Origin of the sequence: Erysipelatoclostridium sp. An173, from assembly GCF_963931465.1 — a bacterium.
GTDB classification, from domain to species: domain Bacteria; phylum Bacillota_I; class Bacilli_A; order Erysipelotrichales; family Coprobacillaceae; genus Thomasclavelia; species Thomasclavelia merdavium.
The window spans coordinates 1087213-1103389 of sequence record NZ_OZ007017.1; the positions used below are offsets into that span (position 1 = coordinate 1087213).

Below are 16177 nucleotides of genomic sequence, written 5' to 3' on the forward strand. Positions count from 1 at the left end.
GAAAGGCTAAAAAATATGAAAGTATTAGTAATTGGTAGTGGTGGTCGTGAACATGCGATTGCATATAAATTAAATCAAAGTGAAAAAGTTGATAAGATTTATGCTATTCCTGGTAATCCAGGGATAGCAAAAATCGGTGAATGTGTTGCTGGTAGTGTTGAAGATAATGAAATGATCGTTAAATTTGCAAAAGATCATAATATTGATTTAACGGTAATTGGACCTGAAGTACCATTATGTAATGGTTTAGCTGATGATTTAGAAGCAGCTGGCCTAATGGCTTTTGGACCAACTAAATATGCTGCAACATTAGAAGGAAGTAAAGCATTCTCGAAAGACTTTATGATTCGTCATAATATTCCAACAGCTCGTTATAAAGAGGTAAATAGTTATGATGAAGCTGTCGAAGCAATAAATGATTTCCAATTTCCTTTAGTAATTAAAGCTGATGGTTTAGCAGCTGGAAAAGGTGTCGTTATTGTTGAAAATGTTGATGATGCTAAAAAAACATTAAAAGAAATGATGGTTGATGGCAGCTTAGATGGTGCTGGAAGTAAAGTTGTTTTAGAAGAATTTTTAACAGGGTTTGAATGTTCTTTACTTTGCTTTACAGATGGAACAACAATTGTACCAATGGTAAGTGCTAAAGATCATAAACAAGTTTTTGACGGTAATACTGGTCCTAATACTGGCGGTATGGGAACTGTATCACCAAATCCTTTCTTACCTGAAGGTATGGACGAGATTTTTGAAAAAGAAATTTTAGAACCATTTATGGCTGGTTTAAAAGCCGATAACATGGATTATCGTGGTGTTGTATTTATTGGTTTAATGATTGAAAATAATAAACCAAAAGTATTAGAATTCAATGTTCGTTTCGGTGATCCAGAAACACAATCAATCATGCTTCGTTTAGATAGTGATTTATATGATATTATGGTAGCTTGTGCGACTAAAACATTAAAAGATGTTGAAGTAAAATGGAATGATAAACATGTTGCATGTTTAGTACTTGCAAGTCAAGGATATCCAGGAAGTTATCCAAAAGGAATTGAAATAAAAAATATCGATGACTGTGATGATTGTGTAGTATTCCATGCCGGAACAGCTATCAAAGATGGAAAATTAGTGACTAGTGGTGGTCGTGTCTTAAATATTTGTGCTACTGGTGATTCTTTAGATGAGGTACGTGAAAAAGTATATAAAGTAGCCAATAAAATAGATTTTGATGGTAAATTCTACCGCAATGATATCGGACTTAGATAGGGGGATGAAAATGAGTAATGTAAAGCGAATCTATGTTGAAAAACGTTTAGCTTACGCAACAGAAGCCAATGAAACAAAACAAAATTTAAGTCAACAGCTAAATATAAATATTAATTCTTTAAGAATAATTAATCGTTATGATATTCAAGGTATTAGCGATGATGTGTTAAATCAAGGAATTAATACAATTTTAGCTGAACCAATGGTTGATGATGTATATCAAGAAAGTTTCCCGGTAAGTAATCAAGAGTCAGTTTTTGCGATTGAATATTTACCTGGTCAATATGATCAAAGAGCAGATTCTTGTGAACAATGTTTTGCAATTTTAACTGGTAATACAGATGCTAAAGTTAAATGTGCTCGTGTATATGCAATTGATTTTGAAGGTGATAGAGATGAAGTTTTAAAGAAAATCCAAAACTTCTTAATTAATCCAGTTGATCAAAGACTTGCTAGCCTTGAAAAGCCAGAAGATTTAAATGATGCTGCTCCTGATATTAAGCCAGTTCCAACTATTGAAGGATTTAATGAATTAGATAAAGCCGGATTAGAAAATTTCTTAAGTGAAAATGGAATGGCAATGAGTTATGATGATTTAAAAGTGACTCAAGATTATTTTAAAAATGAAGAAAAACGTGATCCGACAGAAACAGAATTAAAAGTATTAGATACATACTGGTCAGATCATTGTCGTCATACTACATTTGCAACTGTAATTACTGATTTAGATATTGAAAGTGGTGCCTTTAAAGAAATTTTAGAAAAAGATGTTGAAGACTATAAGACAAGTCGTCATTTAGTTTATGGTATTGATACTAAACGTCCACTTACATTAATGGATTTAGCAACAATTTCAATGAAAGAATTACGTAAGACAGGTTATTTAGATGATTTAGAAGTTTCTGAAGAAATCAATGCTTGTTCAGTAGAAATTACAGTTCATACTAGTGAAGGTGATGAACAATGGTTATTGATGTTTAAAAATGAAACTCATAACCATCCAACTGAAATCGAACCATTTGGTGGTGCGGCAACATGTTTAGGTGGTGCAATTCGTGATCCATTATCTGGACGTGCCTATGTTTATCAATCAATGAGAATCACTGGTGCTAGTGATCCTCGTAAATCATTAGAAGAAACAATGAAAGGTAAATTGCCACAAAGAAAACTATGTAAAGAATCAGCTCATGGATTTTCATCTTATGGAAACCAAATTGGTTTAACAACAGGTTATGTACATGAAATTTATGATGATGGTTACACAGCTAAAAGAATGGAATTAGGTGCTGTTGTGGCTGCTGCTCCTAAAGAACAAGTAAAACGATTAGAACCATTAAATGGACATATTGTTTTATTAATTGGTGGTCGTACTGGTCGTGATGGTATTGGTGGAGCAACTGGTTCTTCTAAATCACATGATGTAAAATCTATTGAAACAGCTGGTGCTGAAGTACAAAAAGGTAATCCAGTAGAAGAACGAAAAATTCAACGTTTATTTAGAAATAAAGAAGTAAGTGAAAAAATCGTTCGTTGTAACGACTTTGGAGCTGGTGGTGTCTGTGTAGCTGTTGGTGAATTAGCACCAGGGCTAGAAATTAATTTAGATGCGGTATTGAAAAAATATGAAGGATTAACTGGTACAGAACTTGCTATTTCTGAATCTCAAGAACGTATGGCAATTGTTATTGATCCTAAAGATGCTGACTTTATTAAAGAACAATGTGCTAAAGAAAATCTTGAAGTTGTTCAAGTAGCTGTAGTTACAGATAAAAATCGCCTAGTTATGAAACATATGGGACAAGATATTGTCAATATTTCAAGAGAATTTTTAGATGCTGCTGGGGCAGATCGTTATCAAGATGTTAAAATCACTTTACCTGATTTTGAAAAAACACCTTTCGATGAAGTACCACAAACAAGTTTTGTAAAGACTGTAAAAGAAACTTTATCTAAACTAAGTGTTGCTTCACAAAAAGGATTAATTGAAATGTTTGACTCATCAATTGGAAATGGAACAGTATTATCTCCATTTGGTGGTATCAAATATCATAGTGAAACTGAAGGTATGGCTGCATTAATACCAGTTTTAGATAAAGAAACTACAACATGTTCAATTATGGCATATGGATATAATCCAGTTATATCAAAATGGTCTCCTTATCATGGAGCAATGTATGCAATTGTTGAATCAGTAGCTAAAATTGTAGCTATGGGTGGAGATTATCATAAAATTAGATTCTCTTTCCAAGAGTACTTTGAAAAATTATTAGATAATCCAGTTAGCTGGGGTAAACCAATGGCAGCTTTATTAGGTGCTTATCGAGTACAAAGTGCTTTAAAATTACCATCAATTGGTGGAAAAGATAGTATGTCAGGATCATTTGAAGATCTTCATGTACCACCAACTTTAGTATCTTTTGCTATTACTAGCGGTGAAGTAGATGATGTAATGACACCAGAAGCAAAAGAAACAGGACATGTTTTAGCTGAAGTTATGATCAAAAAAGATAAGTTTAAAGTTTTTGATTTTGATCATTTACAAAAACAATATGATGCAATCATGTCATTAATGAAAGAAAAGAAAATTTATAGTGCTTACACAGTAAAAGATGGCGGTGTTATTGAAGCTGTTAGTAAAATGGCTTTTGGTAATGGAATAGGTGCTGCATTTAATACTGGATATAGTCTAGGAAGCTATTTAGTACGCAATTACGGTAATATTATTATTGAAGTAAAATCTGAAAAAGATTTAAGTGTTTTTGATAAATATCGTATTGTAGCTACTACTAATGATAGTGAAGCTTTATCTTATGGTGGAGAAATGATTTCTTTAGATGAAGCATATGCAATTAATAAAGAACCATTAGAAAAAGTTTATCCTACTAGAGAAAAAGCTCCTACAAGTGAAATAAAAGTAGCTGCATGTAAGACAAGATCAGATTTACAACCAAAAGTAATTGTTGAAAAACCATTAGTGGTTATTCCTGTTTTCCCAGGAACTAACTGTGAATATGATTCAGCTAGAGCATTTAAAAAAGCTGGTGCCCAAGTTGAAATGGTATTAGTTAGAAATAAAACTCAAGAAATGCTTAATGATTCAATTGATGAATTAGAAGCTGCAATTAAACGTGCCAACATTGTAATGTTACCTGGTGGTTTCAGTGCTGGTGATGAACCAGAAGGTTCTGGTAAATTTATTGCGACGGTATTAAGAAACCCACGTTTAAAAGCTGCAATTACTGATTTATTAGAAAATCGTGATGGTTTAATGATTGGTATTTGTAATGGATTCCAAGCATTAGTTAAATTAGGATTATTACCTTACGGTGAAATTAAAGATATGTCTAAAGATGATCCAACATTAACATTTAATACTATTGGTCGCCATGTTTCACAAATGGTCGATACACGTATTGGTAGTGTAAAATCACCATGGTTAAAATATGTAAATGTTGATGATGTTTATACAATTCCAGTAAGTCATGGTGAAGGACGTTTCGTTGCTCCAAAAGAAACTATTGAAAAATTATTTGAAAACGGGCAAGTGTTCTCACAATATGTTGATCCAAATCGTAAAGTAACAATGCAAACGCCATATAATCCTAATGGATCAATGTATGCAATCGAAGGAATTATTTCTTTAGATGGTCGTGTTATTGGAAAAATGGGTCATAGTGAACGCCAAGGTGAAAATCGCTTTAAAAACGTTTATGGTGAAATGGACCAAAAATTGTTTGAAGCTGGAGTAGATTATTTTAGAGGTGGAAAATAGAATGGAAAAACAAGAGTTTGAATGTTTAACACTTTGTCCATTAGATGGTCGTTATTCGGGTGTTAAGGATGCTTTAGGAGAATATTTTTCGGAATATGCATTGGTAAAATATCGTGTTTTCGTTGAAATTCAATGGTTAAGATTTTTAATCGAAAATGTTGAAAATGATATTCTTGCGAAATTTAATCATGATGATATGGATAAATTAATGGCTATTACAAATGAATTCAATTATGATTCATTTGCTAGAATTAAAGAAATTGAAAATACAACTCGTCATGATGTTAAAGCCGTAGAATATTTTATTGATGAACAAGTAAAAGCTTTAGGATTCGAATATTTACAAAGTTTTGTTCATATTGGGTGTACTTCAGAAGATATTAATAATACTTCATATGCTTGTATGATAAAATATGGATTAAAAGATGTTTGGTTGAAAAAAGCTAAAGAATTAGCTAGTATAGTTGATAAATGGGCTGATGAACATAGTGATGATGCAATGCTTGCACATACTCATGGTCAACCAGCAACACCAACAACAATTGGTAAAGAATTTAAAGTATATGCATATCGTTTCTTATCAAGTATTGAAAATGTTGAATCTATTAAGATCAAAGCTAAATTTAATGGAGCAACAGGAAATTATAGTGCAATTTTAACTGCTTTTCCTAATTTTGATTGGCCAGTATTAGCTAAAAAATTCGTTGAAGAATATTTAGGATTAACATTTAATCCATTGACAACTCAAATTGAAAGTCATGATTATACTTGCCATATTTTAGATGGTGTACGTCATTTCAATAACGTATTAGTAGATTTTGATGTTGATATGTGGTTATATATTTCAATGGAATATTTTAAACAAATTCCAGTAAAAGGTGAAGTTGGAAGTTCAACAATGCCACATAAAGTTAATCCAATTAGATTTGAAAACAGTGAAGCTAATATTGATATGTCAAATAATATCTGTGTTGCTTTATCAAATAAATTACCTAAATCAAGAATGCAACGTGATTTATCTGATTCATCTAGTCAAAGAAATTTAGGTTTAGCATTTGGATATTCACTACAAGCAATGAATGAAACAATTAATGGTTTAGCTAAATGTGTTGTTAATAAAGAAAAATTAGCAAGTGATTTAAATGAAAAATGGGAAGTTCTTGCAGAACCAATTCAAACAATGCTTAGAAAATATGGTGTTCCTGATGCATATGATACTTTAAAAGCATTAACTCGTGGAAAGAGTATTTCTAAGGAAGATATTCTTAAATTTGCTGAAAGTTTGGAAATTCTATCAGATGAAGATCATCAAACTTTAGTAGAAATGACACCAGCATCATATATTGGTTTAGCTAACAAATTAGCAAAATTGGATTTAAATAAATAAATTAATTACTAAGCTGTATAAATTACAGCTTAGTTTTTTAATGGTTTAGTATTTATATTAATTGTAATTATGTTAAAAAGATATTTTTCAATTTCATAATTTCTTAAAAATGATCATAAAAACGAATTCTTATTATTAAAAAATCTAAGATATCTATGATTTTGCTGATTTTCTATATGTTTTTTTTGAAAATACGATAACAAATGTTTTTTTAATAAAATATAGTATTTTTAAACTATAACTTATAAAGATATTCTTGACTGTAAATGATATATTAGATAAAATTAGGATACATTGAAAATAACCGTTGAGGGAGTAGTTGGCACTTTTAAAAGTGGGTCAAGTCAACATACTGATTATTTTTAATCTGGCTTGTCTTAAATAACGAGACTCATATAGAACAATATATTTGCCTATATTGAGTTTTTATATTTGTGGATTTGAAGGGCTCGAATATAACAATTATATTGTTGTATACGGGTCTTTTTCAATGAAAAAAACTTGGAGGATTGAAATGGGAAGATTGATTACAAAATCAAAACAATTAACTAGCCAAGCAAATAAAGGAGTAGCAAGATGTCGATAATTGAAATTGTACTAATTGGTGTTGGACTAGCAATGGACGCTTTTGCTGTTTCTATATGTAAAGGATTAGCAATGCGGAAGATGAATTATCGTCAAGCTATAATAATCGCAGGTTTTTTTGGTGTTTTTCAGGCTTTGATGCCAGCTCTAGGATATTTACTAGGAACTACATTTGCAAATAAAATTGCTGTTATTGATCATTGGATTGCATTTATATTATTAGGTGCAATTGGATTAAACATGATTAAAGAGTCTTTTGAAAAAGATGAAGCTGATATTGAAGATGAAGGTTTAAAATTTGGTAATTTAATAATGTTAGCTATTGCAACTAGTATTGATGCTCTTGCAGTAGGGATTACATTTGCCTTTTTTGATGTATCATTGTTAACATCAATAAGTATCATTGGAATTATTACTTTTGTAATTTGTATTATTGGTGTTAAAGTAGGAAATGTCTTTGGTGAAAAATATAAAAACAAAGCGGAATTTGCTGGCGGTTTAATTTTAATCTTGATGGGAACAAAAATTTTAATAGAACATTTATTTTTCTAAAACTGGTGGTTAAAGACCGCCTTTTTTGTTTATTTATTTTTTAAGAAAAGTTGATAATAAAGAAATCGTTTTCAAATAAAATTATCATTTACAGGAATAGAAAATATAAGGTTTAGTCTTCTATTACAGTATATTTTTGCTATAATACATATAAATTATGAAAATGGAGTCGAGATTTATGAAAAGATTGAAAAGAATCAGTAATGCAATATTATTGGAGACTAGAGAACATAAAGCTTCATTTATGGTTTATATGGTGTTAAGATTATTAGTCATTTTGACTATGATTTTACAGTTTTTTAATCAAAATTATGAAAATGTTTTTATGTGTGTATTAACATTGTTGTTATTGATCGTACCTAGTTTTTTTCAAGTCACTTTTAAAGTTGAACTGCCATCAACGTTAGAAATAATAATTTTATTGTTTATTTTTGCTGCTGAGATTTTAGGTGAGGTAAACGATTATTATTTTGTTTTTCCACAATGGGATACGATGTTGCACACTTTAAATGGTTTTCTAGCTGCGGCAATTGGTTTTTCACTTGTTGATTTATTAAATAAAAGTGAACGGGTTAAATTTGAATTATCACCATTATATGTGGTGTTAGTTGCTTTTTGTTTTTCTATGACGATTGGTGTTATCTGGGAATTTTTTGAATTTAGTATGGATCAATTTTTTGGTATGAATACTCAAAAAAATACTATGATTACTCTTTTAAATGGTGCTGATTTAGTCGATGGCTCAAGAGTTACCATTCATAATATTAAAGAAGTAATTGTAAATGGACAACAACTAGCTGGATATGTTGATATTGGTTTAATTGATACGATTGGTGATTTATTAGTCAATTTCATCGGAGCGGCAGTATTTTCAGTATTTGGCTTTTTCTATGCTAAGTATCCTAATACATTTAATTTTTTAAAACGGTTTATTCCTAGAAAAAAAGATAAAGACAAAGATTATTTAAGAAATCAAGATTCTGGTGAAAACTAGGATCTTTTATATTATGTAAAAAAAAGGTAATTTTTTGTAAAATTTTAAAATAGCTTGACCTTAAGTAAACTTTAAGTTTTATACTAAAAAAAATAATTGGAGGTATGGGCTATGAAAAGATTTTTAAAGATGGTGATTTCAATGTTTTTAGTAGTTGTAATATTGATTGTTGTCGTTGCTGGTCGTTTTTATTATAGTGTTTATGCTAGTGAATATAATTGTAGTGTCACTAAAGATAGTGTGGATGTTAATGCAACTAATCGTTTAAGAATAGGGACTTATAATGTTCACTCATTAAACTATGGAAAAGAAGATTTAGAAAGTTTCGTAAATGATATCAAAGACTTACAGTTAGATATCATTTGCTTACAAGAAGTTGATCAAAATGCAATTCGTTCTGGTAACTTTGATATGGTTGCATCGATGGCAAAGGAAGCCGGTTATCCATATTATCATTTTTATTCAACAATGTGGATTCTTAACGGTTATTATGGAATTGGGATATTAAGTAAATATCCAATTACTAATGTATCATCACAATTAATGGCTAATAGTTTATTTAGAGAACCACGGGTCTTAACTAAAACAGTAATCGAGTATGGTCAAACACTGTTAAATATTTACAATACCCATGTAGCGTATGATAGTTACCATGATACTCAGTTGGATTTTATTGAAAATAATATTGAATTAGATGGTCATGTGATTTTAGCTGGTGATTTTAATTATTTTTATGGTTATAATGAACGATGGGATACTGATATATTAGATAATGTAAATAGTGATGAAACGTTAATGACATATGGTAGCTACTACTAATGATAGTGAAGCTTTATCTTATGGTGGAGAAATGATTTCTTTAGATGAAGCATATGCAATTAATAAAGAACCATTAGAAAAAGTTTATCCTACTAGAGAAAAAGCTCCTACAAGTGAAATAAAAGTAGCTGCATGTAAGACAAGATCAGATTTACAACCAAAAGTAATTGTTGAAAAACCATTAGTGGTTATTCCTGTTTTCCCAGGAACTAACTGTGAATATGATTCAGCTAGAGCATTTAAAAAAGCTGGTGCCCAAGTTGAAATGGTATTAGTTAGAAATAAAACTCAAGAAATGCTTAATGATTCAATTGATGAATTAGAAGCTGCAATTAAACGTGCCAACATTGTAATGTTACCTGGTGGTTTCAGTGCTGGTGATGAACCAGAAGGTTCTGGTAAATTTATTGCGACGGTATTAAGAAACCCACGTTTAAAAGCTGCAATTACTGATTTATTAGAAAATCGTGATGGTTTAATGATTGGTATTTGTAATGGATTCCAAGCATTAGTTAAATTAGGATTATTACCTTACGGTGAAATTAAAGATATGTCTAAAGATGATCCAACATTAACATTTAATACTATTGGTCGCCATGTTTCACAAATGGTCGATACACGTATTGGTAGTGTAAAATCACCATGGTTAAAATATGTAAATGTTGATGATGTTTATACAATTCCAGTAAGTCATGGTGAAGGACGTTTCGTTGCTCCAAAAGAAACTATTGAAAAATTATTTGAAAACGGGCAAGTGTTCTCACAATATGTTGATCCAAATCGTAAAGTAACAATGCAAACGCCATATAATCCTAATGGATCAATGTATGCAATCGAAGGAATTATTTCTTTAGATGGTCGTGTTATTGGAAAAATGGGTCATAGTGAACGCCAAGGTGAAAATCGCTTTAAAAACGTTTATGGTGAAATGGACCAAAAATTGTTTGAAGCTGGAGTAGATTATTTTAGAGGTGGAAAATAGAATGGAAAAACAAGAGTTTGAATGTTTAACACTTTGTCCATTAGATGGTCGTTATTCGGGTGTTAAGGATGCTTTAGGAGAATATTTTTCGGAATATGCATTGGTAAAATATCGTGTTTTCGTTGAAATTCAATGGTTAAGATTTTTAATCGAAAATGTTGAAAATGATATTCTTGCGAAATTTAATCATGATGATATGGATAAATTAATGGCTATTACAAATGAATTCAATTATGATTCATTTGCTAGAATTAAAGAAATTGAAAATACAACTCGTCATGATGTTAAAGCCGTAGAATATTTTATTGATGAACAAGTAAAAGCTTTAGGATTCGAATATTTACAAAGTTTTGTTCATATTGGGTGTACTTCAGAAGATATTAATAATACTTCATATGCTTGTATGATAAAATATGGATTAAAAGATGTTTGGTTGAAAAAAGCTAAAGAATTAGCTAGTATAGTTGATAAATGGGCTGATGAACATAGTGATGATGCAATGCTTGCACATACTCATGGTCAACCAGCAACACCAACAACAATTGGTAAAGAATTTAAAGTATATGCATATCGTTTCTTATCAAGTATTGAAAATGTTGAATCTATTAAGATCAAAGCTAAATTTAATGGAGCAACAGGAAATTATAGTGCAATTTTAACTGCTTTTCCTAATTTTGATTGGCCAGTATTAGCTAAAAAATTCGTTGAAGAATATTTAGGATTAACATTTAATCCATTGACAACTCAAATTGAAAGTCATGATTATACTTGCCATATTTTAGATGGTGTACGTCATTTCAATAACGTATTAGTAGATTTTGATGTTGATATGTGGTTATATATTTCAATGGAATATTTTAAACAAATTCCAGTAAAAGGTGAAGTTGGAAGTTCAACAATGCCACATAAAGTTAATCCAATTAGATTTGAAAACAGTGAAGCTAATATTGATATGTCAAATAATATCTGTGTTGCTTTATCAAATAAATTACCTAAATCAAGAATGCAACGTGATTTATCTGATTCATCTAGTCAAAGAAATTTAGGTTTAGCATTTGGATATTCACTACAAGCAATGAATGAAACAATTAATGGTTTAGCTAAATGTGTTGTTAATAAAGAAAAATTAGCAAGTGATTTAAATGAAAAATGGGAAGTTCTTGCAGAACCAATTCAAACAATGCTTAGAAAATATGGTGTTCCTGATGCATATGATACTTTAAAAGCATTAACTCGTGGAAAGAGTATTTCTAAGGAAGATATTCTTAAATTTGCTGAAAGTTTGGAAATTCTATCAGATGAAGATCATCAAACTTTAGTAGAAATGACACCAGCATCATATATTGGTTTAGCTAACAAATTAGCAAAATTGGATTTAAATAAATAAATTAATTACTAAGCTGTATAAATTACAGCTTAGTTTTTTAATGGTTTAGTATTTATATTAATTGTAATTATGTTAAAAAGATATTTTTCAATTTCATAATTTCTTAAAAATGATCATAAAAACGAATTCTTATTATTAAAAAATCTAAGATATCTATGATTTTGCTGATTTTCTATATGTTTTTTTTGAAAATACGATAACAAATGTTTTTTTAATAAAATATAGTATTTTTAAACTATAACTTATAAAGATATTCTTGACTGTAAATGATATATTAGATAAAATTAGGATACATTGAAAATAACCGTTGAGGGAGTAGTTGGCACTTTTAAAAGTGGGTCAAGTCAACATACTGATTATTTTTAATCTGGCTTGTCTTAAATAACGAGACTCATATAGAACAATATATTTGCCTATATTGAGTTTTTATATTTGTGGATTTGAAGGGCTCGAATATAACAATTATATTGTTGTATACGGGTCTTTTTCAATGAAAAAAACTTGGAGGATTGAAATGGGAAGATTGATTACAAAATCAAAACAATTAACTAGCCAAGCAAATAAAGGAGTAGCAAGATGTCGATAATTGAAATTGTACTAATTGGTGTTGGACTAGCAATGGACGCTTTTGCTGTTTCTATATGTAAAGGATTAGCAATGCGGAAGATGAATTATCGTCAAGCTATAATAATCGCAGGTTTTTTTGGTGTTTTTCAGGCTTTGATGCCAGCTCTAGGATATTTACTAGGAACTACATTTGCAAATAAAATTGCTGTTATTGATCATTGGATTGCATTTATATTATTAGGTGCAATTGGATTAAACATGATTAAAGAGTCTTTTGAAAAAGATGAAGCTGATATTGAAGATGAAGGTTTAAAATTTGGTAATTTAATAATGTTAGCTATTGCAACTAGTATTGATGCTCTTGCAGTAGGGATTACATTTGCCTTTTTTGATGTATCATTGTTAACATCAATAAGTATCATTGGAATTATTACTTTTGTAATTTGTATTATTGGTGTTAAAGTAGGAAATGTCTTTGGTGAAAAATATAAAAACAAAGCGGAATTTGCTGGCGGTTTAATTTTAATCTTGATGGGAACAAAAATTTTAATAGAACATTTATTTTTCTAAAACTGGTGGTTAAAGACCGCCTTTTTTGTTTATTTATTTTTTAAGAAAAGTTGATAATAAAGAAATCGTTTTCAAATAAAATTATCATTTACAGGAATAGAAAATATAAGGTTTAGTCTTCTATTACAGTATATTTTTGCTATAATACATATAAATTATGAAAATGGAGTCGAGATTTATGAAAAGATTGAAAAGAATCAGTAATGCAATATTATTGGAGACTAGAGAACATAAAGCTTCATTTATGGTTTATATGGTGTTAAGATTATTAGTCATTTTGACTATGATTTTACAGTTTTTTAATCAAAATTATGAAAATGTTTTTATGTGTGTATTAACATTGTTGTTATTGATCGTACCTAGTTTTTTTCAAGTCACTTTTAAAGTTGAACTGCCATCAACGTTAGAAATAATAATTTTATTGTTTATTTTTGCTGCTGAGATTTTAGGTGAGGTAAACGATTATTATTTTGTTTTTCCACAATGGGATACGATGTTGCACACTTTAAATGGTTTTCTAGCTGCGGCAATTGGTTTTTCACTTGTTGATTTATTAAATAAAAGTGAACGGGTTAAATTTGAATTATCACCATTATATGTGGTGTTAGTTGCTTTTTGTTTTTCTATGACGATTGGTGTTATCTGGGAATTTTTTGAATTTAGTATGGATCAATTTTTTGGTATGAATACTCAAAAAAATACTATGATTACTCTTTTAAATGGTGCTGATTTAGTCGATGGCTCAAGAGTTACCATTCATAATATTAAAGAAGTAATTGTAAATGGACAACAACTAGCTGGATATGTTGATATTGGTTTAATTGATACGATTGGTGATTTATTAGTCAATTTCATCGGAGCGGCAGTATTTTCAGTATTTGGCTTTTTCTATGCTAAGTATCCTAATACATTTAATTTTTTAAAACGGTTTATTCCTAGAAAAAAAGATAAAGACAAAGATTATTTAAGAAATCAAGATTCTGGTGAAAACTAGGATCTTTTATATTATGTAAAAAAAAGGTAATTTTTTGTAAAATTTTAAAATAGCTTGACCTTAAGTAAACTTTAAGTTTTATACTAAAAAAAATAATTGGAGGTATGGGCTATGAAAAGATTTTTAAAGATGGTGATTTCAATGTTTTTAGTAGTTGTAATATTGATTGTTGTCGTTGCTGGTCGTTTTTATTATAGTGTTTATGCTAGTGAATATAATTGTAGTGTCACTAAAGATAGTGTGGATGTTAATGCAACTAATCGTTTAAGAATAGGGACTTATAATGTTCACTCATTAAACTATGGAAAAGAAGATTTAGAAAGTTTCGTAAATGATATCAAAGACTTACAGTTAGATATCATTTGCTTACAAGAAGTTGATCAAAATGCAATTCGTTCTGGTAACTTTGATATGGTTGCATCGATGGCAAAGGAAGCCGGTTATCCATATTATCATTTTTATTCAACAATGTGGATTCTTAACGGTTATTATGGAATTGGGATATTAAGTAAATATCCAATTACTAATGTATCATCACAATTAATGGCTAATAGTTTATTTAGAGAACCACGGGTCTTAACTAAAACAGTAATCGAGTATGGTCAAACACTGTTAAATATTTACAATACCCATGTAGCGTATGATAGTTACCATGATACTCAGTTGGATTTTATTGAAAATAATATTGAATTAGATGGTCATGTGATTTTAGCTGGTGATTTTAATTATTTTTATGGTTATAATGAACGATGGGATACTGATATATTAGATAATGTAAATAGTGATGAAACGTTAATGACATATGGTAGCTACGGTTCGCCAGATAATATCTATTATTCTGATAATTTTGAATTAGTCGAACGTGATGTAAAAACTTCATCTTTTTCTGATCATAGTTTATTATATGTGGAATTTTTAATTAAATAATTTTAGTTAACATAATGTTAAAATTACAAGAGTAGAATTATAATATATTGAAAAGGAGCGAAGTTATGGAGACGAAAAATAATCATATAAACAATTTACTAAAACAGATTGGTTATAAAGAATTAAACGTTGCTTATAATAATGATAAAATTATTATAAATGAAGATATATATAATTATCAGGATATCAAAGATGTTATTTGTACAGTAGAATATTATGATTCTGGTGTTTATGAAGTTGGCGGAAATTATAATTTTTTAAATGATGAAGCTTTTAGTCTAGCTAACAAAGATGAAATGAGTTATTTGATGTCAATTTTGCAAAATAATGAAGAAATAAAAATTGAATTAGATGCAGTCTATTTGTTAATTAGAGATCGGTTTTTAAATGAAAAAAGATATTTAGCAGGTATTTTTTCAAACGATGATGATGAATTAGTTAATTGCCAAAATAAAGTAAAAGAATGTTCTAATAGTATTTTACAGTATTGCAAACAATTTAGTGATATAGAAAAAGTAGAAGATGAAAAAGAAAATGATTCTCGTAGAGAAGATGAATTATATTTAAATAAACTAATGGAATCATTGTTACAAAATACTAAAGAACCACAAATAGAATTAAATAAATTTAAAGAAACAAGACCGGCAGAAGTAAAAAGAAATATAGTAAAATCACCAAGAGAAATAATTTTAAAAGCTGGAATGTATTTTGAAGGACTTAATTATTTAATGGGCTGGTATGATCTTTATGTAGTTGATGGCAGTGGTTATTTAGAATGTTTTAGTAATAATAAAAGTCAAAAAATATATTTTGATGCTAGTGATGATTTAAGTGATTGTTATCGCAATCTTCAATTAGATCAAAATTCAAGAATTAGATTGGATACAGGAATAAAGTTAAAATTAATCTACTTAGGTCCTAATCCTAAATAATAAATTTTTATAACTTGTCAATGTTTTCTACAAAAAAATGAAGCTGAGATAAATTATGAATGTTTTCATTGTATTGATGGAGTTTTAGCTGCATAGATACTGGAAGCGATAAGAAATATTGACGAGAACGATTACTATGGTTTATAAGCTGATGAAGATTTTCGTATTGCATATAATCACCTCTAGTAAAAGTTTTCCTTTTTATATTTATATTATACAAAATAAAGTATAAAAGCATCATTTCATTGAAGTGATGCTTTTATCATATAGATTTTGATATTTATTATTTTAAGTACAACAATATATAATTTTTATTAAAGGGAATAGATATAATATTTAAACTATTTTACTGATGACTTTGCTTGATTAGTCTTCTTTTAAGATGCGATTTAATAGTGAAAATCGCTACTAAAATCATTGTTAATAAAATTAATGTTGTAATC

The 16177-nt window shown here is 29.2% G+C and carries 12 protein-coding genes; all 12 read left to right on the top strand.

All coding sequences use genetic code 11. From position 1 onward, the window contains the following. Positions 1-15 precede the first annotated feature (15 nt). The 12 genes from purD to ABGT36_RS05675 all read left to right on the top strand — a co-directional run bounded on the left by purD (position 16) and on the right by ABGT36_RS05675 (position 15734). On the top strand, positions 16-1266 hold the full coding sequence (gene purD, locus ABGT36_RS05620; protein WP_087371963.1) for a phosphoribosylamine--glycine ligase: 1251 nt from the start codon (positions 16-18) through the stop codon (positions 1264-1266). Between the two features lie 10 nt (positions 1267-1276). Next, positions 1277-5038, top strand: a complete 3762-nt coding sequence (locus ABGT36_RS05625) for a phosphoribosylformylglycinamidine synthase (protein ID WP_087371965.1) — start codon at positions 1277-1279, stop codon at positions 5036-5038. Between the two features lies 1 nt (position 5039). Then, the gene (gene purB / locus ABGT36_RS05630) at positions 5040-6425 is read left to right on the top strand and encodes an adenylosuccinate lyase (RefSeq protein ID WP_346677157.1); all 1386 of its coding nucleotides are present in this window, start codon (positions 5040-5042) and stop codon (positions 6423-6425) included. A gap of 576 nt (positions 6426-7001) precedes the next feature. Continuing rightward, positions 7002-7562: a manganese efflux pump MntP family protein gene (locus tag ABGT36_RS05635; RefSeq protein ID WP_087299649.1), complete on the top strand. Its 561-nt coding sequence runs from the start codon at positions 7002-7004 to the stop codon at positions 7560-7562. Between the two features lie 178 nt (positions 7563-7740). Beyond that, positions 7741-8556 carry a hypothetical protein gene (locus tag ABGT36_RS05640; RefSeq protein ID WP_204215216.1) on the top strand — a complete coding sequence of 272 codons (816 nt, stop codon included), beginning with the start codon at positions 7741-7743 and terminating at the stop codon, positions 8554-8556. Positions 8557-8667: 111 nt separating this feature from the next. Continuing rightward, positions 8668-9375 carry an endonuclease/exonuclease/phosphatase family protein gene (locus ABGT36_RS05645; RefSeq protein ID WP_346677159.1) on the top strand — a complete coding sequence of 236 codons (708 nt, stop codon included), beginning with the start codon at positions 8668-8670 and terminating at the stop codon, positions 9373-9375. Then, positions 9359-10357 (top strand): phosphoribosylformylglycinamidine synthase subunit PurQ, encoded by a 999-nt coding sequence (locus ABGT36_RS05650; RefSeq protein ID WP_346677160.1) that lies wholly within the window; start codon positions 9359-9361, stop codon positions 10355-10357. Before ABGT36_RS05645 ends, ABGT36_RS05650 begins: the two co-directional genes overlap by 17 nt. 1 nt (position 10358) lies before the next feature. Beyond that, entirely contained in the window at positions 10359-11744 is a 1386-nt protein-coding gene (purB, locus tag ABGT36_RS05655) for an adenylosuccinate lyase (protein WP_346677157.1), read from the top strand. A 576-nt stretch (positions 11745-12320) separates the two neighbouring features. Beyond that, positions 12321-12881 (top strand): manganese efflux pump MntP family protein, encoded by a 561-nt coding sequence (locus ABGT36_RS05660; protein ID WP_087299649.1) that lies wholly within the window; start codon positions 12321-12323, stop codon positions 12879-12881. A 178-nt stretch (positions 12882-13059) separates the two neighbouring features. Then, complete coding sequence (locus ABGT36_RS05665) at positions 13060-13875, top strand: hypothetical protein (protein ID WP_204215216.1); 816 nt, start codon at positions 13060-13062, stop codon at positions 13873-13875. Between the two features lie 111 nt (positions 13876-13986). Next, positions 13987-14802 carry an endonuclease/exonuclease/phosphatase family protein gene (locus ABGT36_RS05670; protein ID WP_346677161.1) on the top strand — a complete coding sequence of 272 codons (816 nt, stop codon included), beginning with the start codon at positions 13987-13989 and terminating at the stop codon, positions 14800-14802. 65 nt (positions 14803-14867) lie between these two features. Next, positions 14868-15734, top strand: coding sequence for a hypothetical protein (locus ABGT36_RS05675; RefSeq protein WP_296881906.1), 867 nt, complete (start codon positions 14868-14870; stop codon positions 15732-15734). The last annotated feature ends 443 nt before the right edge of the window (positions 15735-16177 follow it).

Bases quoted from the DNA above. Each gene is read 5' to 3' on its own strand.
- ABGT36_RS05635 (WP_087299649.1), top strand. From the start codon at position 7,002: ATGTCGATAATTGAAATTGTACTAATTGGTGTTGGACTAGCAATGGAC.
- purD (WP_087371963.1), top strand. From the start codon at position 16: ATGAAAGTATTAGTAATTGGTAGTGGTGGTCGTGAACATGCGATTGCA.
- ABGT36_RS05625 (WP_087371965.1), top strand. From the start codon at position 1,277: ATGAGTAATGTAAAGCGAATCTATGTTGAAAAACGTTTAGCTTACGCA.
- ABGT36_RS05675 (WP_296881906.1), top strand. From the start codon at position 14,868: ATGGAGACGAAAAATAATCATATAAACAATTTACTAAAACAGATTGGT.
- ABGT36_RS05645 (WP_346677159.1), top strand. From the start codon at position 8,668: ATGAAAAGATTTTTAAAGATGGTGATTTCAATGTTTTTAGTAGTTGTA.
- ABGT36_RS05665 (WP_204215216.1), top strand. From the start codon at position 13,060: ATGAAAAGATTGAAAAGAATCAGTAATGCAATATTATTGGAGACTAGA.
- purB (WP_346677157.1), top strand. From the start codon at position 10,359: ATGGAAAAACAAGAGTTTGAATGTTTAACACTTTGTCCATTAGATGGT.
- ABGT36_RS05640 (WP_204215216.1), top strand. From the start codon at position 7,741: ATGAAAAGATTGAAAAGAATCAGTAATGCAATATTATTGGAGACTAGA.
- ABGT36_RS05670 (WP_346677161.1), top strand. From the start codon at position 13,987: ATGAAAAGATTTTTAAAGATGGTGATTTCAATGTTTTTAGTAGTTGTA.
- ABGT36_RS05650 (WP_346677160.1), top strand. From the start codon at position 9,359: ATGGTAGCTACTACTAATGATAGTGAAGCTTTATCTTATGGTGGAGAA.
- ABGT36_RS05660 (WP_087299649.1), top strand. From the start codon at position 12,321: ATGTCGATAATTGAAATTGTACTAATTGGTGTTGGACTAGCAATGGAC.
- purB (WP_346677157.1), top strand. From the start codon at position 5,040: ATGGAAAAACAAGAGTTTGAATGTTTAACACTTTGTCCATTAGATGGT.